The organism is Luteibacter sp. 621, from assembly GCF_050435445.1.
In the GTDB taxonomy this organism is placed as follows: Bacteria; Pseudomonadota; Gammaproteobacteria; order Xanthomonadales; family Rhodanobacteraceae; genus Luteibacter.
On record NZ_JBNDKI010000002.1, the window covers coordinates 386,812 to 407,865 of the forward strand.

Below are 21,054 nucleotides of genomic sequence, written 5' to 3' on the forward strand. Positions count from 1 at the left end.
CCAGTCCCCGTGCCGGCCCGGACGCCGGCACGGGAGCCTTTGCCTCCCGTTTGACTGATTAGCCACGCACGCCGGGTGGGTACCGGGCGGCGGGCCACTCACGTACCGTTCGCGACCTGGTGCCACCGTTACCCTTCACCCGGATCGGCAGCGCCCGCGATACAGCCGGCGCCGCTGTACGTACTCCCCAGATTGGTCTCGATGCCAGGGGGTGCGCTGACATCCATATCGAGGTGCTGGAGCGAAAGGATGGGGTGCATGGTGGGTCTCCTTGACCGGTGCGTGCACGACGCCGGAAGTGCGTGTGCGCGGCGAATCTAGGTCGCGGCCGCATTTGCGCACAATCCATTTACGAAACCACCGGTGCGATTTGCGCTCGCCTGCACGCACTTTTCACCTGTGCGGTCCGATTCCGGTCACGGCAGCCGTCCGGATACGGACAGGTACGTCCGGTTTCGGACGCACGTTCATGACGCGAGCTTGAGCCGAACCGTGGCGATAGCCCCGCGTACATCGGTGCGATCTGCCAGGCCCACGCTGCCCCCGTGGGCTTCAATGATGAGCCGGACAAGGGTCAGGCCAACGCCCGACCCCTCTTGCTTGGTCGTAAAGAAGGGGACGAAAAGCGAGTCGCTCCGCGGAAGGCCAATGCCTTCGTCGACCACCTGGACGCACGCCTCGCCGGCGTCGGCATACCAATTGATGCTCACCCCGCCTCCGGTCAGCAATGCTGCCTCAGCGGCGTTACGCAACAAGTTGATGAACACCTGCCCCAACTGGTCTTCATCGCCGTCGACGACCAGCGCGTCATGGCCTTCGACCACCACCGGTACGCGTTGCTCCAGTCGCGCCATGCGCGACAGGGCGATATCCAGGCGGAACGGCTGTACGGACAAGGGCGGCAAGCGCGCCAGCCGGCCGTAGCCACCGACAAAACGGGCGAGTGATCCCGAGCGCCGCGCGATGGCCTCGAGTCCGGCAGCGAGTTCCTGCTGGGGAATACCCGCACCATGCCGTTCCAGCAGCCGGGAGAGCGTATCGGCCAGCGAGCCGATCGGCGCCAGCGAGTTATTCAACTCATGGCTCAGCACCCGGATCAGGCGCTGCCACGCGCGGTGTTCTTCCTCACCGAGGGCGGCGCTTAGATCGTGCAACAGGACCAGGGTGTGCTGGCGCCCGTCGCTGTACCAGGTGGCACGCCGCACCGCCCACCGCCCGTTCGCTTCGGCAAAACGGTGCGAGAGAATGCTTCCATCGGCTGCCGCCATCGCTTCCGCGAATCCCAGGGTGCCCGGGTCGAGCCCCACCACCGCCCGGCGCTCCGCACCCACCAGGCGTCGTGCCGCCGGATTAATCAGCCGAATGGCCCCATTGCCGTCCACGACGATCACCGCGCTGTGTAATGCGACCAGGGTCTTGGCGAGGAACCGGGATGCCTGCGTTCGCACGAGGCGCCCGTGGCGTAACTCATCGGAGAGCTCGTTGACCCCGGCAATCAGGCCCTGGAGCGGATCATGCCCGGGGCGCACATGGCCGCGTAAGCCATAGTCGCCCTCCCGAAGTGCACCAAGCAGGTCCGTTACCGTGCGCAGTGACTCCAGGATGCGCCGGCCGCCGATCCAACCCACAAGCAACGAGCCGCCGATGCCGGATACCAGCAAGGCCGCACGTACGAGCGGCGGTGCGCCCGGATCCCAGGCCACCGCGAATGCAGACGCGGTCACCGGCGCGATGAAGCCAAGCGCCCAGAGCGCTGCCCCGGTCGCGGGTGCGGGCCCGAAGCCCGGTGGCGACTCGCCAGCCAAGGCGCGGACCCTCAGTCCACCGGCTCGAAGGGATCTTTCAACCGCCGTTTGTCGAGTCGGCGATAGAGTGACTGGCGGGAGATGCCTAGCGCATCGGCCGCGCGCTGCAGGTTGTTCTCGTTGCGCTCCAGCGCCTGCTGGATCAGCAGATGTTCCGCTTCCGGAAGCGTGATGCGATCAAGCAGCAAGGGAGCATCTTCCTGGCGCTGCAGTGCCAGCGCCTCCGCATCGATCTCGGTTTCCGTCGCAGCAAGTACGGCGCGCTCCACGGCGTGTTCTAACTCGCGGATATTGCCTGGCCACGCGTATGCACGCATCGCGCGTTCGGCGGAAGGCGAAAAGCGTGCCGCATCGCGCCCAAGTCGCCGGCATTCGCGCAACAGGAAGTGCCGCGCGAGCGGAACGATATCCTCCTGGCGATCGCGCAGTGCTGGCAGCCGCACCTGCATGGCGTTCAGTCGGTACAGAAGATCCAGGCGAAAACGGTTTGCTCGGGCGGCGGCCTCCAGGTCGGCATTGGTCGTGGAAATGACCCGGACATCCACGCGCCGGGTCTGCCCGGAACCGATGCGTTCAAGTTCGCCTTCTTCAATCACGCGCAGAAGGCGCACCTGCTGGAACAAAGGAATCGTCGAGACCTCCTCCAGGACCAGGCTGCCGCGATGGGCGAGTTCGAACCGCCCAGGGCGCATGCCCGACTCGTCGCCGAACATGTCATCCATGAAGCGAGACTCAGGAAGGCTGCCCATGTCCATCCGGATGAACGGATGCATGGCGCGAGATGACAAGGTGTGGATATCGCGCGCCAGCATTGACTTGCCCGTGCCATTCTCTCCGAGCACAAGCACGTTCGAATCGCCCTTCGCAATGCGATCGACCAGTTCAAGCACGCGACGCATCGCCGACGATTCCGTCGCGCAGATGGCGGCCGGCCCTGCGCGGCTGAGCAGGCTTTCTGCGCGCAATCGGCGGTTTTCCTCGCGCATGTCGTGCAGGCTCACCTGGGCCCACACTGTGTTTAGCAGGCGCGTGCGGTTCCACGGCTTCTCGATGAAGTCCGCCGCCCCCCGGCGCATGGCCTCGACGGTCAAGTCGATACTTCCCCAGGCGGTCATCACTACCAGTGACATCGCGGGTGCGAGTTCGCGTAAACGCGATACCAGTTCGAGCCCCTCATGGCCTGAGGTGGTATCCGCCGTATAATTGAGGTCGACGATGGCACACGCGAGCGCCTGGCTAGCCGCGATCTCGCAGGCCGCATCCGGAGATGCGGCTTCGACGATGCTCAGCCCTTCGCTACGCAGCAACATGCTCATCGCCAGGCGAATGTCGGCGTGATCATCGATGACGAGGACGGGGGCGTGGATCAGGGTACCGTTCACGGGATACCTCATTGGTTTCGCAGCACGAGCAAGGGGGTTGTCGCGGCCGAACGAAACGCGGGTGAAAACGCAACGGCCGACGTCATCACAAGCATGGCCACCGCGACCACGAGGGCCGCGGCGGGGTCGAAATGAATATCGGCAGAAAGGCCAGCAGGGGGCCACCTGCTCCAGGCGAACGCCAGCGCCAGGCCCACGCAGATGCCAAGCAGGCCTCGGGCGATACCATGGGCAAAGCACATGCCGAACAGGTCCGGCGGCGTCGCCCCCAAGGCCGCGCACAGGGCCAGGTCGCGGCGGCGCGAGGCCACTTCGACACGCTGCGCCGAGTACAGACCCACCAGGCTCAGGCACAAGCCCACGCTTGCAAACAAGGTGGCAAGCCACGTATCGCGTTCGATTCCTGCGCGCGAGTCACGCCAGGTGCGCGCCAGCGAGCGCGGCCGATCAAGTACGAGCCACGGCACAACCGCGCGCATGGCCGATGGGAGATCGACGCCGGCCAATGCCGCATCGCTGTTACCCCGGGCAACAACGTAATACGAGAGCAGGCCGCGATAGCTGGCGAACTCGCCAGGCGGGAGCTGCGCAAAGGGCACGATAACCCATGGACGCGGCGCTTCCCCAGGGCCGGCATCGCGCGTATCGGCCACCACGCCTACGATGCGCAAGTCACGGTTGCCCAGGCTGCGCGACACCTTGCGGACCGTCGTGCCCAGGACAGCACCGGGGATGCTGGCGAGGAACGCCTGGTTGACTACCGCTACCGCCGGCGCCGCTGCCGTATCGGCGGCATCGATATCGCGGCCGGCCAGCAAGCGCAGGCCCAGCGCAGCGCGCGCGCCGGGCGTAAACATCGCAAACTGGGTTTCCACGGGGTCGCCCGCGCGGCCGGCGAACGCCACGTTAAAGCTTGTTCCCGCAGGCAACTGCGTTGTGACACCCGCGCTAGCCACCCCAGGCAGTTGATTCGCGCGCTGGTCGATCGCCGCCATCGCCTGCGCGATGGGTGCCGGCGCGTCGAAATGCGCGGGGTCGGGGCGGAAGCGAGCTGCCGCCGCTGCCATTGGCGTAAACCCTGGGGGCACATGCTCCAGACGCCACGCCTGCATGCCACGTACGACGCATAACGATAAGAGCACGGTGGCCAGGGCCAGTTGCACCTGCACCATCACCACGCGAATGGCACCCGCGGTAACGCGCCCAGCATTCGGGTGGCCACCTGCGATATGTTCACGCAGCAACGCGTCGCCGTGCTCATGCAGCGTCCCGCCGATCGCCGCGAGCGCTGTGGCAAGCAGCGCCATGAGCGCCGTGGCAACGTAAACCCGCCAACCGATGGCAAGCATGCCCGCGTTCACCCGCCAGGCGTCGGGGATATACCCCTCGCCAGACCGGACAAGTGCATACCCGAGCGCCGCGCCGGCCACCATGCCCGTAACGCCGATGATCGCGGCCTCGGTCGCGGTCGGCGCCCACGTCCCCCACGAGCCGGCACCCAGCGCCCGGCGTAATGCGGTCTCGCGGCTACGCACCAGTGATCGCGCCAGCACCAGGTTAGCGAGGTTTCCGCAGGCGGTAGCAAGTACCAGCACGGCGCAGGCAAGGAAAAGCCATAGCGTCGGGGCGCTCACCTGGGTCAGGGCATCATTGATGTAGGTGGCCCCAAAGCGGCTGGCCGGGGCGCGATCCCCACGCAACGCGGCGAACTGCTGGAGACGCACCACCAGCCCATCGGCAGGAACGCCTGGTGCAAGCCGGGCCACGGCCATGTAGTTCGGTACGGAAGCCGGCGCGCCTGGCGCGGGGCGCAGCGGCAGCAGCACGTCCACGTCATCGAACAGCCGGTAAGTAGCAGGCAATACGCCCACGACAGGAAGTGCCCGGCCGTCCACGGTGATGGATCGGCCGACGACCGCGGGGTCGCTGTCAAACCATGATCTCCAGAGCCGCCACGATATCGCCACGCCATCACGGCCGCCGGCTTCCATTGCCAAACTGCCCGTGGCCGGCGTTACGCCCAGGGTAGGCAAGAAGCCTGGATCGACCCGCTGGATGGCGAGCAGGCCTGTATGGGCACCACTGCGGATGCTGGCGCGCTCGACGCTTCGGGCCAGTCCTCGGGACAGAACACCTTGCGGTGAACCGGTCGCATCGTAGAGGGAGGCCGACAGGCTACGTGGCGAAGACGGCCGCACGATCTCCCCGTACAAGACTACGTGGGGGTGGTAGCGGAAAGCGGGCGGGGTGAATAGCAGTGCATCAAGCAAGGCGAAGGTCGCAAAAAACACGCCGACCGCCAACGCCAGCGTGGCCGATGCCAGAACGAAATGTCCTGGCCGTTGGAACAGCCGACGGCACGCCCGCCATGTCACGGCCCCCGGCCCATTCAAGGGAAGATCTCCATGATGCGCCGTTCATCCAGACCACACTCCGCCTCACGCTGGAGTTGGCGAAACGTTGCTTCGTCCACCACTTGTCCGTCCAGCAAGCGCACGGTGCGATCGGCGGCGGCACTGAATCGATCATCGTGGGTGACCATGCAAATCGTGGTCCCTGCAGCGTGCAGCCGGCTGAGCAAGGCCATGACGTTCTCGCCGTTACGCAGGTCCAGGTTGCCCGTGGGTTCGTCGGCCAGCAGGATGGCCGGCTCACCCACGACCGCGCGGGCAACGGCGACGCGCTGCTGCTGCCCGCCGGAAAGCTGCCCGGGAAAGTGCCCCATGCGATGCGCCATGCCGACACTGGCCAACGCAGCCCCGGCGCGATCCGCACGCTCCCGCCGCCCGATCCCACCACGGAAAGTGAGAGGCAGCGCCACGTTCTCTGCCACGGTCATGTCGGCAACGAGGTTGAAGGCCTGGAAGACGAACCCGACGTGCGCATTGCGCAGTGCCGCCGTCTGCCTTCGTCCCAGGCCGCCGATCGGCTCGCCAAGAAAGCGCATCTCGCCGTGGGTCGGTTGATCCAACAGGCCCATGAGCGATAACAAGGTGGTTTTTCCACAGCCGGACGGGCCGGCAATGGCAACGAACTCACCGCGCCCGATGGCCAGGTGGATATCGGTGAGGACATGGTTCTCGATGGCGCCAGCCAGGAACACCTTGCCGACACCGCGCATCTCGATAACCGGTGAAGGTTGGGGCGAACGCATGCGCGACCTCGCTGGGGACGCGGCCGGTGGGTAAGCGGCCGGGCCTCCACCATAGGATGTGTCGCGACAACGCCAAGGGCGCGCGAAGGCGAAACAAGCACTCTTGCCGAATTGACGCAGTAGATGCCGAAAGTCGCCCCTTCCTTAACGGAATCCTTACGGCACACAAAGCCCATACCGACGGATGGGTCGAATTGCTGTACTCCAAAGCTTACAATTAGCTTACGGGGGGAGAGCGGCATGGCCGCTACATTTCCTGGGCGTGGCGAGCGGGCCGTAGCGCGGGGGCGCCGGAGCACCCGTCACGCATGGAGTTTCACTCATGGTTCAACGGTTCTCCCTGGGCGGTCGTACCGCCTGGCTCAAACGATACGAAGCCGATAGCTGGCTGCGCCCCGCCCTGGTCCGCCTGTGGAACAGCCTTGCGGCACGCCTTGAGCTCAATGCGCTCCGCTCGCCGCCGCGACATGCAGGCGAGGCGGCCAAGCAGGTCGAATCCCGGCGTATCGAGGCGTTGCGTGCCTGCGGCGCGCCGGTGCCGCGCATTCTCGGCGAAGGCCCGCGCAGCCTTATCCTCAGCGACATGGGCCCTACGCTGGCGCACCGCCTGAAACGGCTGCAGAGCGCCAACGACGCCGATATCCTGGTCCGGGCGACCGCACACGCCATCGGCGAACTTCACCGGCACGGCGGCTACCTGGGCCAGGCCTTCGCGCGCAACATCACCGTCGGCGACCACGGCGTTGGCTTCATCGATTTCGAAGAAGACCCCAGCGAAATCATGACGCTGCCGCAAGCCCAGGCGCGCGACTGGGTCATGTTCACGACGGGTATCAGCCGGTATTACGTGGGCCGCATGGATGTGCTCTCCGAACTCATCCGCGAGGAAGCCGATGGCGTGGCCCCGCAGGTGGCGCTGGAGGTGCATCGCATCGCCCGCAAGCTGTCGTTCCTGGAACGCGCAGGGCGCCTTTTCGGCCGTAAGCTCGGCACGATGGGCGCCGCCATCGGTGCCGTTCGCAAAGGTTTTGCTGCCATGGCGGTCGCCGCGCTCATGGTCGATGTGCTCAGCGATGGTGACTGCGACATGCTTACCGCCGTGGTCGAAGCCGTACGGCACGTCGCCACGTAGCGATGGGCGCGGGTTACCATCACGGCTTCGTCCCGTGTTCCGCAGGCCCGCCGCATGAGCGCCCCGCCGCCACAGAACCCATGGCTCGCCCCGCCCACCGGTGGTAAGCCTCCGCGCCGGTATCCCGGCCCACGACACGGTGTGTTGTCATCGTGCGCGTGCTGATCGTCGAGGATGACTGGCTGGTCCGAACCACGGTGGCGGAAATGCTCCAGATGCGTGGTCACGACGTGTTCGAAGCCGGGGACGCCACGTTCGCGCTGGAGATCCTGCGCGAGCATCCCCTGGATGTCCTGGTCAGTGACATCAACCTGCCGGGCATGTCGGGCATCGAACTGGTAGCCCGCGCCCGTGAGCACCAGCCGGGGCTGGCAGCCGTTTACGCCACGGGGCACGGCCACGTGGACGGCATGCAAGCCGATGCGAGCACCCTGGTAGTGATGAAGCCCTACGGGTGCGATGCCCTCACCGAGGCACTGGCCCGTCTTTTTCCACCACCCGGCGCGGCGCCCCTCGTTCCCCCAGCCGACCAGTGACGGCGTGCCCTTCACGTCAGTGAAGCCTTTGCGCGCCAAGGACGTAATCGTTTACACGTAACGCCATTTACGTGCCCACATCCATGCCGGTTACCAGTATCCTTCCCCGCCGTAGCGTCCGTTGACGCCGCACGTCATTCCCCGCAAGGCAAGCCCATGACCTCCAGCTCCCGCATCGAAGACCTGATCGCCCGCATGACCGTTGAGGAAAAGGTCGGCCAGCTTGGCGTGTTCGCCGATGCCGTCCGCCCGTTCGCACCGGATATCAACCCGGAAGCCAACGCCCGCGGCGCCGCGGAAGTGCTTGAGCAGGTACGCGCCGGCCGCGTGGGTTCGCTGTTCAACGGCGTGGGTGCCGCGGAAGGTCGCGAGGCCCAGCGCGTGGCGGTGGAAGAAAGCCGGCTCGGCATTCCTCTTATTTTCGGTTCGGATGTCATCCATGGCATGCGCACCGTATTTCCCATTCCCTTGGGCGAAGCGTCCACGTTCGAGCCGGACCTGGCAGAGCGCACCGCACGTGCCACCGCCGTGGAAGCCACGGCCGCCGGCATTCATTGGACCTTCGCACCCGCGGTGGATATTGCGCGCGACCAGCGCTGGGGTCGTGTCGCCGAAGGCGCGGGCGAAGATGTGGTACTTGGCGCCGCGTTTGCGGCGGCACGCGTTCGCGGCTTCCAGGGCAATGACCTGAAGGCCAACGATTCGCTGCTGGCCACGCCCAAGCATTTCGCTGCCTATGGCGCCGTACTGGGTGGCATGGAATACAACCAGGTGGATATGGCGCCGCAGACGCTGCGCGATGTGCATCTGCCGCCGTTCAAGGCCGCCATCGATGCGGGCGCGCTCACCATCATGAGCGCGTTCAACGATATCAACGGCGTTCCCGCATCGGCCAATCGCGAATTGATGACCGATATCCTGCGTGGCGAGTGGGGCTTCAAGGGTTTCGTCGTTTCCGATTACACCGCCGACATGGAACTGATCGCCCACGGTTTCGCTGAAGACGAGCGCGATGCATCGCGACTTGCGTTCCTGGCTGGCGTGGACATGAGCATGCAGAGTGGCTTCTACGCCGCGAGCCTGCCCGACCTGGTCGAGAAGGGCGATGTTTCCATGGCCGCGCTGGACGAAGGTGTGCGCCGCGTCCTTACGGTAAAGGATGCCATTGGCCTGTTCGATAACCCGTACCGTTCGCTCGATGCCGCGGTGGAGGCCGATACATCGAAGAACGCCGAGCACGCCATGCTGGCGCGCGAAGCGGCGCGCCGTTCCATCGTCATGCTGAAGAACGATGGCGTGCTGCCGTTGAAGAAAGCGGGTCAGAAGATTGCCCTTATCGGGCCGTTCGGTGCCGATGTGGATAATCTCGAAGGCTGCTGGACCCTGTTCGGCGACGCGACCCGCCACGTCAATATCGAGACGGGCTTGCGCCATGCGCTGGCCGATACGTCGTCGCTGGAGATCGTTGCCGGCAGCGGGTTCGAAGAGCCCATCGACGGCGGCATCGAAGCGGCTGTGGTCGCGGCAAAGCGCGCCGACGTGGTGCTGCTCGCCATCGGTGAACCGCAGAACTATTCAGGCGAGGCCCAGGCCCGCACGCAGATCATCGTGCCGCCGGCGCAACAGGCGCTGGCCGAAGCGGTCGCTGCGACGGGTACCCCCGTGGTCGTATTGCTGAAGAATGGCCGTGCGCTCGCCCTGACCGGCGCCGTGCGCGACGCGAATGCCATTCTCGTCACCTGGTTCCTTGGCAGCCAGACCGGCCCCGCGATCGCCGATGTCGTGTTCGGTGACTACAACCCCTCCGGCCGCCTGCCGGTGAGCTTCCCGCAAGACAGCGGCCAGCAGCCCTACTTCTACAACCACCCCCGCACCGGGCGCCCCGAGCTTGCCGACCAGCCTCCTGCCTTCAAGGCCCGCTATCGCGAGATCACGTTCGAGGCGCTCTACGCTTTTGGCCACGGCCTGAGCTACACCACGTTCGATTACACCGCACCGGCGGTCAAGGCACGTGCCGGCTGGAACGAGACGATCGTCGTAACGGCCACGGTGACCAACAGCGGTACCGTCACGGGTGAAGAAGTGGTGCAGTTGTATATCCACGATCGCGTGGCCAGCCGCGTGCGGCCCGTGCGTGAGCTGAAGGCCTTCCGCAAGATCCTGCTCGCGCCCGGTGCTTCCGAGGAAGTCTCGTTCGAACTCGAGCGCCGTGACCTGGCCTTCACCCATCGCGATGGCGTGACCTTCGAGGCCGAGCCGGGCACGTTCGATGTGTGGATCGCGGGATCCTCCACGCAGGGCGAGCCGGCCGCATTCGTGCTCGAAAAGCCGTAAGGGGCCACCCCCTTCAACGCCCCGCCACATGGCGGGGCGCATACTCTCCGCTTGTCCCTACAGCGGAGCAGCACCATGCAGGATCTGAATGGCAAGGTCGCCCTCGTTACCGGCGCGGCCAGCGGCATCGGGCGAGCGATCGCCGAGGCCTACGCGAAGGCGGGCGCGAAGGTCGCCGTGGCTGATATAGCAGCAGACAAGGCCATGGCGGCGGCAAGCGCCATGGGACCCAACGCCATCGGCCTTGCCATGGATGTCACCGACGAAGCACAGGTCGAAGAAGGCTTCGCCCGCACCCAGCGCGAGCTCGGCCCGGTCGATATCCTGGTCAGCAACGCGGGCATCCAGATCATCGCCCCGGTTATCGAGCTTGCATATGCGGACTGGAAGCGCATGCTGGCCATCCATATGGACGGTGCATTCCTGACATCGCGTGCCGCCATGCGCCAGATGATCCAGGCGGGCCGCGGCGGCTCGATCATCCTGATGGGCTCGGCGCATTCCCACGTCGCATCGAAGTTCAAGGCACCTTATGTGTCAGCCAAGCACGGGCTGCTTGGCCTCGCTCGCGTGATCGCGAAGGAGGGCGCGCCCAACGGCATCCGTGCGAATGTCATCTGCCCCGGCTTCGTGCGCACGCCACTGGTGGAAAAACAGATCCCGGAGCAGGCACGCGAGCTTGGCATCAGCGAGGACGATGTCGTGCGCAATGTCATGCTGCGCGATACCGTCGACGGCGAGTTCACCACGCTGGAGGATATCGCGGATACCGCACTGTTCCTGGCGGGCTTCGGCTCCAACGCGCTGACCGGGCAATCCTTGCTGGTGAGCCACGGCTGGCACATGCACTAGGCGAAGTCCTACGCGGCCCCAGGCAAAGCGACTACGCGCGACGAGTGCGACGGCCTATGCGTTGATACGGCGCCCCTCCCTAAACTGACCCTTCCGTTTGCCGGACGGGTCCCCTTTGGGGCCGCGCGCACCGACGTCACGGAATGACGTTCGTCGATAACAAGGAAGTGCCATGAAGTATCACCTGGTCACCCCGCTCATGATCGGCGGGGCCCTGCTATACGCGACCTATGCGCGGGCCACGAACCCCCTCACCTTCCCGTCATCGCCCCTGGCATGGAGTACCTGCGCAAGCGATACCTTCGCCGACGCGGATGCCGACGTGGCGAAGCTTAAAAAGGCCCTTGGCGAGCGCCTGGGAGAACGCCTGCAGTGCGCCCTCATGCGCGTGCCGCTTGACCACTACCACCCTGAAGGACCGAAGATCGATGTGGAGGTCATCCGGGTAAAGGCGCTTATCCCAGCAAGCCGTGAGGGCAGCTATTTCATTCACATCGGCGGACCCGGTGGAAATCCACGCGATTTCATTGTCGCTGCCGGCTCGAAGTGGGCACTGGCCGACGCGGATGACACGATCGCCGGGTGGCAGCGCAAGGTGTCGGAGCGTTACGACCTTGTCGCCGTCGTGCCCCGCGGGCTGGAAGGCGGCGATGCTTTCCAGTGCCGCGGCATCGATTCGATCGAGGCGCCACCGGATGCGCTGTCCGACTGGCACGCCACTACTGCTGCTGCGCGCGACATCGCGGAGAACTGCGGTGCCAACCCCGCGGCGCGATGGACGGGAACGGAGCAACATGTGTTCGACCTTGAGCAAGCACGGCGGGCGGTGGGCGACCCGAAGCTGAACTTCATCGGGTACTCGTACGGCGGACTGGTCGGTGCGTGGTACCGCGCTATGTTCCCGGGCAAGGCTGGCCGCATGCTGCTGGATTCCAGCATCGATTTCACCGGCAGCATCGATGACGCGGACCTTGCGACGCTGGAGGAGCGCCACCGCGAGTTCCAGCGCCGCGCGCTGCGCCCTTTGCTCCAGAAACACGCGTTGTACCGGGTCGACAACGATGAGGCGGCCATCGTGCGCCAGCTGCAAGCCATGCCGGCCCGCGCGCGAAACACCCTCATGCCCCTCGTGCAGAGCGCCGCCTCGTTGAAAGCGGCATGGGTGCTGGGCGGCCTGCTCACCGAACAGCCCTGGATGACCGAGAGCGAGATGCACGCGCGGATCGCATCGGTTCGGTTCACGACCGACGATACGGCGGAGACCAGGGTTCGTAGACGAGCAGAAGTGCTCATTGGCGCCTACTTCGGTGACGACGCCGAAGTTATCGAAACCCTTGATGCAGGGGAGCCTGATGCGGAAACGATCCATGCATCCACCTGGCACACGCGCAGCCTCGGCGCCCGCGAATCCGTGTTCCTGGCGACGCGTTGCAATGACAATCCTTGGGACCAGACGGAAAGCGATTGGCACCGGGTGATGCGGGAACGCGCGGCGGCCTTTCCAGCCAGTCGACAAGGCGTCGAGTTCTTTGGATTGATCTGCTCGAACTGGGCAAACCGGGTTTCCCACCGCCCCTCGCTAGAGCCGGCGCTCGCCACCCCACCTTTCCTGCTCATTCACGCTGAGCACGATGTGCGCACGCCGCTTGATGGCGCCGCGCGCATCCTGGATCGGTTCCCCGGTGCGAGGCTTGTCGTCGCCAAGGGCGTATCGGGCCACGGCATCGTCGCAAACTCACGGACGCCGTGTGTCGAAGAGGCGGCCGGGCGCTACCTGCTCACCGGCGACGTACCTGATGCCAGGCTTGGCTCATGCCCGTACGTGCGCAAGCCGCGCAAGGCCCGGCAACACCCGAACGTCGCGCTGCCGGGCAATGCCGATGAACTCATCGAACGCGCGCTACAGGATGGCTGACCAGGTCAGATCATGATCTGCGCGCGCACCTCGAAGACATGCGGGTCGATGCGCAGGTCATGGCGATCGCTGAAAGCACGAACGTAGTTGCCCTGCAACTTCAGGTACTTCGTGAGATACCAGTTGGCACCGAGCGTCCAGTCGTGCTCGTTGCCACCCTTGGTGGGGCCGTCGTCGAGGTCCAGCGTGCTGTAACGCACGAGCAGCTCAACGGCGCCCCAGTGCCCCTTCGGCACCACGTCGGCGACATTGCCGCCGTTGTAGGGGCGCGATTCGCCCGTGAGCACCCAGCTACCGAACGTGTACCAGCCGTGCGCCTTGTAGGCCGGCTTGTCGAGCAGCTTGACCTTCGCATCCAGGTATTCGCCCTGGACCGACCACGGACCGTTGATCCACAGGCCTTCAAGACCGCGTCGGTCGATATGATTGGCGGGCGCGAGCGTGCCCGAATCGATCAGGCGCTGGGTAATGAGCCCGGCTTCCGGGAGCGCGCGCAGGCGTGCCGAAGGCGGGTTGTAGTGGCCACGGCCATCCCAGGTTCCCTTGGGGTTTTCCCGGGATACCGAGCCACCCAGGTGCAGTACGTTGCCCGGCGAGTTCATGGGCGTCCATGCCGCGCGACCGGCGACCATGCGGCCATCCAGGTCACCTTGCAGGTTGCCGCCCTGGTAGTAGCCCGCCTGGATCAGGTAAGCCTTGCGCGTGAGTGCCCAGTCCATGCCGATGCGGCGGTTGGCGTAGACCGCCTGCATGGGCAGCGAGGTTTCCATGAACGAGGTGGAACCCGTGCTGGTGTTGCCCTCGAAGCCCACCGGTGTCTTCATGAAGCCCACGCGGACGGCGCCCACGTCTTCACCCAGCACGGCCTTGCTCTGCAGGCGGAAGAACACATCCAGCCAGGTCTTCGCCTGGAAATCGAAGTTCGCCGTGGCGTCGTAGACGCCCTTCTTGCGGATGAAGAAGCCGAACTCCTTGCGACGGTTGGTCTGGGCGTCCTCGTAAGTGCCCTTGTCGTTGCTGAAGCGGTCCAGGTCGTACTGGTACTTCACGGCCAGGCCGAGGTCGGTGCCGTCCGCGAAGACGTAATGGGTCGGCCAGTTGTTGCGCCAGTCGTAGGTGTTGCGCGGCGCATCGTCGGCCACGGCACAGGCGCTGCCGGCCAGCGCCAACACGGCGAGGATCGTCTTCTTCAAGGTAGTGCCCCTTCCAAGCCACCGCAGAAACGGCGGTTTCAGCAAAAAATAGCAGCCAGCGCAGGATGCTGCGCCAGTAATAAGGCCCAGACCGTCACAAAACTGTCATCTGGCCCTGCTGCATCGGCCGGAACGGGCACGACTTGAGGGAGCGTCAGGCAAAAAAAGGGGAGCCGAAGCTCCCCTTCCTTCCTCACCCCGAGGAATGCGATCAGATCGCGTAGTACATCTGGAACTCGAGCGGGTGGGTGCTCGCGCGGTAGCGGGTCACTTCCTGCATCTTCAACGCGATATAGCCGTCGATGAAGTCATCGGTGAACACGCCGCCCGCCTTCAGGAAGTCGCGATCCTTGTCGAGGGCGTTCAGCGCCTCGTCCAGGCTCGCGCACACCTGCGGAATGTTCTTCTCTTCTTCCGGCGGCAGGTCGTACAGATCCTTGTCGGCCGGCGCACCCGGGTCGATCTTGTTCAGGATGCCGTCCAGGCCGGCCATCATCAGCACGGTGAAGGTCAGGTAGCCCGACTGCATCGGATCCGGGAAGCGGATTTCGATGCGGCGGCCCTTCGGGCTGGCCACGTACGGGATGCGGCACGAGGCCGAGCGGTTACGGGCCGAGTAGGCCAGCATCACCGGGGCTTCGTAACCCGGCACCAGGCGCTTGTAGCTGTTGGTGGTGGAGTTGGCGAAGGCATTGATGGCCTTGGCGTGCTTGAAGATGCCGCCGATGTACCACAGCGCCGTCTGCGACAGGCCGCCGTAAAGGTCGCCCGCGAACAGGTTCTCGCCGTTCTTCGACAGCGACTGGTGCACATGCATGCCCGAGCCGTTGTCACCGACGATCGGCTTCGGCATGAAGGTCACGGTCTTGCCGGCCTGGTGGGCGACGTTCTTGATGACGTACTTCATCGTCATCAGCTCGTCGGCCTTCTTCACCAGCGTGTTGAAGCGGGTGCCGATCTCGCACTGGCCCGCATTGGCGACTTCGTGGTGGTGCACTTCCACGACCTGGCCCAGCGATTCGAGCACCTTGCACATATCGGCGCGCAGGTCGCCCAGGCTATCCACCGGGCTGACCGGGAAGTAGCCGCCCTTCACGCCCGGACGGTGGCCGGTGTTGGTGCCGTCGTACTTGTAGCGCGACGACCAGGCCGCCTCTTCGGAGTTGATCTCGTAGAACACGCGGCCCATGTCGTTCTGCCAGCGGATCGAGTCGAAGATGAAGAACTCGGGCTCCGGGCCGAAGAACGCGGTATCGGCGATGCCGGTCGACTTCAGGAAGGCTTCGCCGCGCTTGGCGATGGAACGCGGATCGCGGCCGTAGGCCTGCATGGTGCTCGGCTCGAGCACGTCGCAATGCAGGATCAGCTGCTTGTGCGCGCTGAACGGATCGAGGTGGGCCGTATCAGGGTCCGGCATGAGCACCATGTCGGACTCGTTGATGCCCTTCCAGCCGGCGATGGACGAACCGTCGAACATCTTGCCGTCTTCGAAGGTGCCTTCATCGATCTGATGGGCCGGGAAGGTGACATGGTGGTGCTTGCCGAGCATGTCGGCGAAGCGCAGGTCGACGAATTCGATTTCCTCGTCCTGGATCAGGTTCAGCACTTTGGAAGCGGCAGACATGGGCAAACCTCGGAATTAGGTATTGGGGCGCAGGGCATATAGCAATCGCTATGCCAGCGGCTCCGCGGCGGCGGGGCGGCCTGGACCAAGCCCCGGCATCATAGAACGGCTAAATGACATGTGCAGGGTTGCACCATCGTGGTGCATGGCTTTGGCCGGTGCACCATTCCGGCCGATCAAAGGACAAGAGGCCGGATCATTCTGGGCCGACACCTCCAGCCAGCCCCTTGGCCTTGCCGACCCGTCTCTGGCGCAGGAAGATGCGGGTGCCGACTGGCGAGGGGCGCCGGGGCCAACAGGGATAGGGGGAAAATCGATGTTCATCCATAACGCACGCGCCGCGGGCGCGCTTGCTCTGGCCATGGTGTGCCTGGCGGCATGCTCCGGGGCACCGTCGACGAAGGCACCGTCCTCAACGGCGGCCGCGGCAACCAGGCCCGCCGCGACGGCCGCACCAGCGCCCGGCACTACGGTGGCGACGCCCGCCACCGGCACGACCGCGGGCATCCACCTGCTCGACGCCCGACCAGCAAAAGACAAGGTCTTCTCGATCCATTCGCTTTGGATCACCAGCTGCAACTACGGTGTTTACACTGTCGGCGACACACCCGGCAGTACGCCGCCCATGGACCTGCTCCGCGCGGACCTGGCGGCATTGCCTGATGGGGCGGCCAGCAGTCATGACGTCCGGGTCGATCATTACGCCATGTACTACAACCCAGCGCGCAAGTTGAAGGCCGGTGGTATCGGCGCTGCGGCTGGCGTCATCGGCGCCATGATCGCCAGCGCCGCGGCCGACTTAAAAAAGGGTTCAAGCTGCGCCCATGAAAAGATGGATCAAGGCGGGTGGTACGGCCCTAGCGAACTGACGACGGACTATCCACCACTGATCATCGAGACCGCGGGCATGATCGACGGCAAGCCATTCAAGTCGCGCACGGTGTATTCACCCTCCATGGAGACCGGCCCCAAGATGAAGAGCAGCCAGAGCCTCGTGGAGTTCGAAGCCGCCGTACATAAGGCTGACAAGGATCTGTTCGCTGCAGCGGGACTGGGCCATGCGAGCACGGGTGCTGCAATGGCTTCCGCCGCAGCGCCACAACCGCCAGCCAGCAACCCTCCGCCGATCGTCCATGCCGACGCTCGGCCGGAGCCGGCGGCGAAGCTGGCAGCCGACGACGATAGCGGTTGGATCAATACCAACCCGGCCAGCGCGCATTGAACGATCACACGGCTAATCGCTAGCCACGCGCGGCGTAACGCGTATTACGCTGGCAGCATGGGGGTACCGCCGAACCGGGTTCCCTCATGCCCCGCTTACCGCTATTCCTCGCCCTGACCGTTGCCGCCGCGCCCGCGGTTACGCTTGCCGCGCAACATACCTACGCCAACCCCCTCGATATCGACTACCGCTACAGCTGGGAGCAGATGAACGAGGCGATCTCGTACCGTACCGGCGCGGATCCCGCGGTGGTGCGTTATGGGGATGCTTACTATCTGTTCCAGACCCTGGCCGATGGTTACTGGATGTCGAAGGACCTGGTGCACTGGGCCTTCGTGAAACCGGATCACTGGCCTTACGACGGTCATGTCGCTCCGGCCACGCTGGTGGCCGACGGCAAGCTGTTCCTCATGCAATCGGCCTTCGGCCCACGACCGATGATGGTGTCCACAGACCCCGCACACGGACGTTGGACATTCTGGACCCGCAGCCTGCCGTTTATCCCGGGTGCAACGCAGTACGACGAATCAGGGAAGGTTCCGGTGAAGGGAAAACTGCCGCCGGGGCCGTGGGATCCCGGCCTGTTCCAGGACGATGACGGGAAGGTCTATCTCTACTGGGGCTCATCGGACACGTTGCCGCTCTACGGCGCGCAACTCGATATGAACTTCGGCTCGAACGAAGGCGAAGGCAAGCGGCTCGCGTTCGTCACGACGCCCAAGGCGTTCATCTACCTCGATCCGGCGAACCATGGCTGGGAGCGATTCGGCCCGGACCATACGATGGGCGACAAGCCGGCGTATATCGAAGGCTCGTGGATGAACAAGCATGGCGGGCGTTACTACTTTCAGTACGGAGGCCCCGGCACCGAGTACAACGTATACGGCACCGGCGTGTACGTGGGCTCGTCACCGCTTGGCCCGTTTGAATACGCACCTTACAACCCTGTTGGCTACAAGCCCGGTGGTTTCGTGACGGGGGCTGGCCACGGCTCGACGTTTGATGATGCCTATGGAAATACGTGGAACACCGGTACCGCGTGGCTCGGCGTGAACTGGAAGTTCGAACGGCGCGTCGACATGTTTCCCGCGGGTTGGCATGACGATGGGCAGATGTGGGTGGATACGCGGTTCGGTGATTTCCCGCAGCGCATACCCGACCACAAGCTACGCGACGGCGAAAGCACGTTTACAGGATGGATGCTGCTCTCATATCGAAAGAAGGCGACGGTCTCTTCGGCACTGGACGGTCACCCTGCGTCGAATTTAACGGATGAAGATCCGCGTACGTTCTGGGTAGCGAAAGAGAACCGCGCAGGCGAATCGGTGGTACTCGATCTTGGCGGTACGCCGATCGTGCGGGCGGTGCAGGTCAATTACGCCGATTACGAATCGGGCCGCTATGGCGACGCGCCCGACCTGGTCACGCAATTCGTCCTGGAAGGTTCCGTCGATGGAAAGGCGTGGTCGACACTCGCGGATCTCTCCGCCTCCGATCGAGACCGACCCAACGCCTACATCGAACTAGAGAAGCCGGCACGCTTTCGCTTCATCCGATATGTACACAAGCATGTCGGTGCGAAGCATCTTGCGATTTCAGATATCCGCGTCTTCGGCAATGCCGATGGTCCCACCCCTGCGGCACCCACCGATGTGCGTGCGGTTCGTGGTGCGGATACCCGCGAGGCGACGATTTCGTGGAAGCCCGTGCCCGGCGCGGTGGGTTACAACATCCGTTGGGGTCTGGCGGCGGGTCGGCTGCATTCGACCTACCAGCGTTTTGCCGATCAGCCTACATCGTTTACCCTGCGTAGCTTGAACAGGGGCGTTCGCTACGTGGTGGTCGTTGAATCTTTCGACGAACACGGCGTTTCCGAACTTTCTCAAAGCGTGGAGCTTCCCCCTTGATGGCTCCACCCCACTGTGTAGAGCCATGACCAAGAAGCACGATAACGATACCCCTGATGCCGGCCGACGCCGCCTGCTGGGTGGCATGGCCACCACGGGCGCCATGCTCGCCCTGGGTGGCGCGGCAGAGGCGGCCACCGGCGTTACCAAGGGCGCTGTCGCGGCGCCCACGGGTGCCGCGCTGGATGGCTTGCTCGAGAAGCATATCCAGAACGTCGTCGTGATCTACGCCGAGAACCGCAGCTTCAATAATCTGTTCGCGAACTTTCCCGGCCTGCTGGAGCCCTTGAAAGACGTTCCCGCCGAGCGGCTGGTGCAACGCGACCGCGACGGCACGCCGTTCAAGACGCTGCCGCCGATCTGGGGAGGCATGGTCCCGCACGAACAGACCGTGGACCACCGCACATACAAGATCGCTGAAGGCGATATCACCGGGCTGCCTAATGCACCGTGGGCGCTGCATACCGGCGATGGCACACCGTTGCCGCATGGCGTGGTCACGCGCGACCTGGTCCACGCTTTCTACAACAACCAGCTGCAGATCAACGGCGGCAAGAACGATGGCTTCGTGGCATGGGGCGATAACGGTGCGCTGACCATGGGCCACTACGGCGATGCACCGGTGCACCTGCGCCTGTGGCGCCTCGCCGAACAGTTCACCCTGTGCGATCGCTTCTTCATGGGTGCGTTCGGTGGCTCGTTCCTGAATCACCAGTACCTGGTGGCCGCGCAGCCGCCATTCTACCCGGATGCGGACAAGAGCCCGGCCCAGTTCGCCATCGCGGTGACCGAAAGCGGCAGCGCCACCGATTACCGCCTGAAGATGGATGAGAAGTCGCCGAAAAGCGCGATGGATGGCAAGCCCAAGTTCGCGCATCACAACCAGCTCACGCCCGATTTCTACGCGGTGAATACCATTGGCCCGCCGTACTCGCCGGGCTTCAACGTGGATCGCAAGAACCCGTTGCTGGCCGATGCCAGCAGCCCGAACACACTGGTGCCGCAAAAGCACAAGCAGATCGGTGACGTGCTGTCGGCGAAGGGCGTGGACTGGGCATGGTACGGTGGCGGCTTCCAGGCCGCGCTGGATGGCAAGGGTGACAGTGACGACGGCACCTTCCCGTCCACGCCGAACTTCCAGCCGCACCACCAGCCGCTCAACTACTTTGTATCGCTGGCCCCCGGCACGGATGCGCGCGCGAAGCACCTGCGCGATGGCGGCGTTGGCGAATCGCCGAAGACGAACAAGTTCCTCGCCGATGTCGTGGCTGGCAAGCTGCCGAGCGTGGCCTACTACAAGCCGCAGGGCGACCTGAACATGCACGCCGGCTATTCGGACGTGGAAGCCGGTGACCGCCACATTGGCTCGATCGTGCACCAGCTGCAGAAGAGCCCGCAGTGGAAGAACATGCTCGTCATCATAACGTTCGATGAGAACGGCGGCTGGTGGGACCATGTCGCACCACCGAAGGGCGATCGCTGGGGCCCGGGCACGCGTATTCCCGCGCTCGTCGTGTCGCCGTTCGCGAAGAAGGGCCACGTCGAACACACCATCTACGACACCGGCTCGATCTCGCGCTTCCTTACCCGCCGCTTCAAGCTCGAGAAGCTGCCGGGCCTGCAGATGCGTGACGATGCGATGGTAAAGGCCGGCGGCCCGCCCCCGGGCGACCTGACCGAGACGCTCACGTTCGTCTAAGCGTTATCGTTTCGGTCCTTCGCGCTTTGGATGCTCACTCAAACGCCCGTTTCTCGGCGCGCCAAGAGCCATGTCTCGCAGTCGCCTTCACCGGCACTGGTGGTCAGAAGTGGCGTCAGAGCGAGGTAGAACAGAGATGCAAAGCGCGGTCACAGCAACACTAAAGGCGGGCTCGGCGCCAGATATTTCAACTCACGCCGCAAGCGATGCAGCGAGGCCGCAGACGGCGCCTTCGAGCATCTGCACTGACGCGCTGCGATTCTTGAGCGGGCGTCGCCCCAATCGCGGGCAATAAGCCT

At 64.7% G+C, this 21,054-nt stretch carries 15 protein-coding genes; 8 read left to right on the top strand and 7 right to left on the bottom strand.

All coding sequences use genetic code 11. The annotated features are described in order from the left end of the window. Window positions 1-128 precede the first annotated feature (128 nt). The 5 genes from ABIE56_RS03950 to ABIE56_RS03970 form a co-directional block, all read right to left on the bottom strand. Window positions 129-260, bottom strand: coding sequence for a hypothetical protein (locus ABIE56_RS03950; protein ID WP_429242527.1), 132 nt, complete (start codon window positions 258-260; stop codon window positions 129-131). 207 nt (window positions 261-467) lie between these two features. Further along, the gene (locus ABIE56_RS03955; RefSeq protein WP_429242528.1) at window positions 468-1,805 is read right to left on the bottom strand and encodes a sensor histidine kinase; all 1,338 of its coding nucleotides are present in this window, start codon (window positions 1,803-1,805) and stop codon (window positions 468-470) included. Between the two features lie 11 nt (window positions 1,806-1,816). Next, on the bottom strand, window positions 1,817-3,187 hold the full coding sequence (locus tag ABIE56_RS03960) for a sigma-54-dependent transcriptional regulator (RefSeq protein WP_429242529.1): 1,371 nt from the start codon (window positions 3,185-3,187) through the stop codon (window positions 1,817-1,819). An 8-nt stretch (window positions 3,188-3,195) separates the two neighbouring features. Next, complete coding sequence (locus ABIE56_RS03965; RefSeq protein ID WP_429242606.1) at window positions 3,196-5,562, bottom strand: ABC transporter permease; 2,367 nt, start codon at window positions 5,560-5,562, stop codon at window positions 3,196-3,198. Window positions 5,563-5,576: 14 nt separating this feature from the next. Further along, on the bottom strand, window positions 5,577-6,341 hold the full coding sequence (locus ABIE56_RS03970) for an ABC transporter ATP-binding protein (protein ID WP_429242530.1): 765 nt from the start codon (window positions 6,339-6,341) through the stop codon (window positions 5,577-5,579). Window positions 6,342-6,663: 322 nt separating this feature from the next. Here ABIE56_RS03970 and ABIE56_RS03975 point away from each other — a divergent pair, with 322 nt between their 5' ends. The 5 genes from ABIE56_RS03975 to ABIE56_RS03995 all read left to right on the top strand — a co-directional run bounded on the left by ABIE56_RS03975 (window position 6,664) and on the right by ABIE56_RS03995 (window position 13,110). Next, complete coding sequence (locus tag ABIE56_RS03975) at window positions 6,664-7,473, top strand: serine/threonine protein phosphatase (protein WP_429242531.1); 810 nt, start codon at window positions 6,664-6,666, stop codon at window positions 7,471-7,473. 152 nt (window positions 7,474-7,625) lie between these two features. After that, the gene (locus ABIE56_RS03980; RefSeq protein WP_429242532.1) at window positions 7,626-8,009 is read left to right on the top strand and encodes a response regulator; all 384 of its coding nucleotides are present in this window, start codon (window positions 7,626-7,628) and stop codon (window positions 8,007-8,009) included. A gap of 156 nt (window positions 8,010-8,165) precedes the next feature. After that, window positions 8,166-10,343 (top strand): glycoside hydrolase family 3 N-terminal domain-containing protein, encoded by a 2,178-nt coding sequence (locus ABIE56_RS03985; RefSeq protein WP_429242533.1) that lies wholly within the window; start codon window positions 8,166-8,168, stop codon window positions 10,341-10,343. 75 nt (window positions 10,344-10,418) lie between these two features. Then, entirely contained in the window at window positions 10,419-11,195 is a 777-nt protein-coding gene (locus ABIE56_RS03990; protein WP_429242534.1) for a 3-hydroxybutyrate dehydrogenase, read from the top strand. Window positions 11,196-11,367: 172 nt separating this feature from the next. Then, window positions 11,368-13,110: an alpha/beta fold hydrolase gene (locus tag ABIE56_RS03995; protein ID WP_429242535.1), complete on the top strand. Its 1,743-nt coding sequence runs from the start codon at window positions 11,368-11,370 to the stop codon at window positions 13,108-13,110. Between the two features lie 5 nt (window positions 13,111-13,115). On the opposite strand, the gene ABIE56_RS04000 is transcribed toward ABIE56_RS03995, so the two are convergent. Next, window positions 13,116-14,303 (bottom strand): OprO/OprP family phosphate-selective porin, encoded by a 1,188-nt coding sequence (locus tag ABIE56_RS04000; protein WP_429242536.1) that lies wholly within the window; start codon window positions 14,301-14,303, stop codon window positions 13,116-13,118. Between the two features lie 211 nt (window positions 14,304-14,514). Continuing rightward, window positions 14,515-15,927, bottom strand: a complete 1,413-nt coding sequence (gene glnA / locus ABIE56_RS04005) for a type I glutamate--ammonia ligase (protein WP_429242537.1) — start codon at window positions 15,925-15,927, stop codon at window positions 14,515-14,517. A 316-nt stretch (window positions 15,928-16,243) separates the two neighbouring features. On the opposite strand from glnA, the gene ABIE56_RS04010 reads away from it, so the two are divergent. From ABIE56_RS04010 to acpA, 3 genes are all read left to right on the top strand, one after another. Then, on the top strand, window positions 16,244-17,149 hold the full coding sequence (locus ABIE56_RS04010; protein WP_429242538.1) for a hypothetical protein: 906 nt from the start codon (window positions 16,244-16,246) through the stop codon (window positions 17,147-17,149). Window positions 17,150-17,235: 86 nt separating this feature from the next. Beyond that, window positions 17,236-19,056: a family 43 glycosylhydrolase gene (locus ABIE56_RS04015; protein WP_429242539.1), complete on the top strand. Its 1,821-nt coding sequence runs from the start codon at window positions 17,236-17,238 to the stop codon at window positions 19,054-19,056. A gap of 25 nt (window positions 19,057-19,081) precedes the next feature. Next, window positions 19,082-20,755, top strand: coding sequence for an acid phosphatase (gene acpA / locus ABIE56_RS04020; RefSeq protein WP_429242540.1), 1,674 nt, complete (start codon window positions 19,082-19,084; stop codon window positions 20,753-20,755). Window positions 20,756-21,054 lie beyond the last annotated feature (299 nt).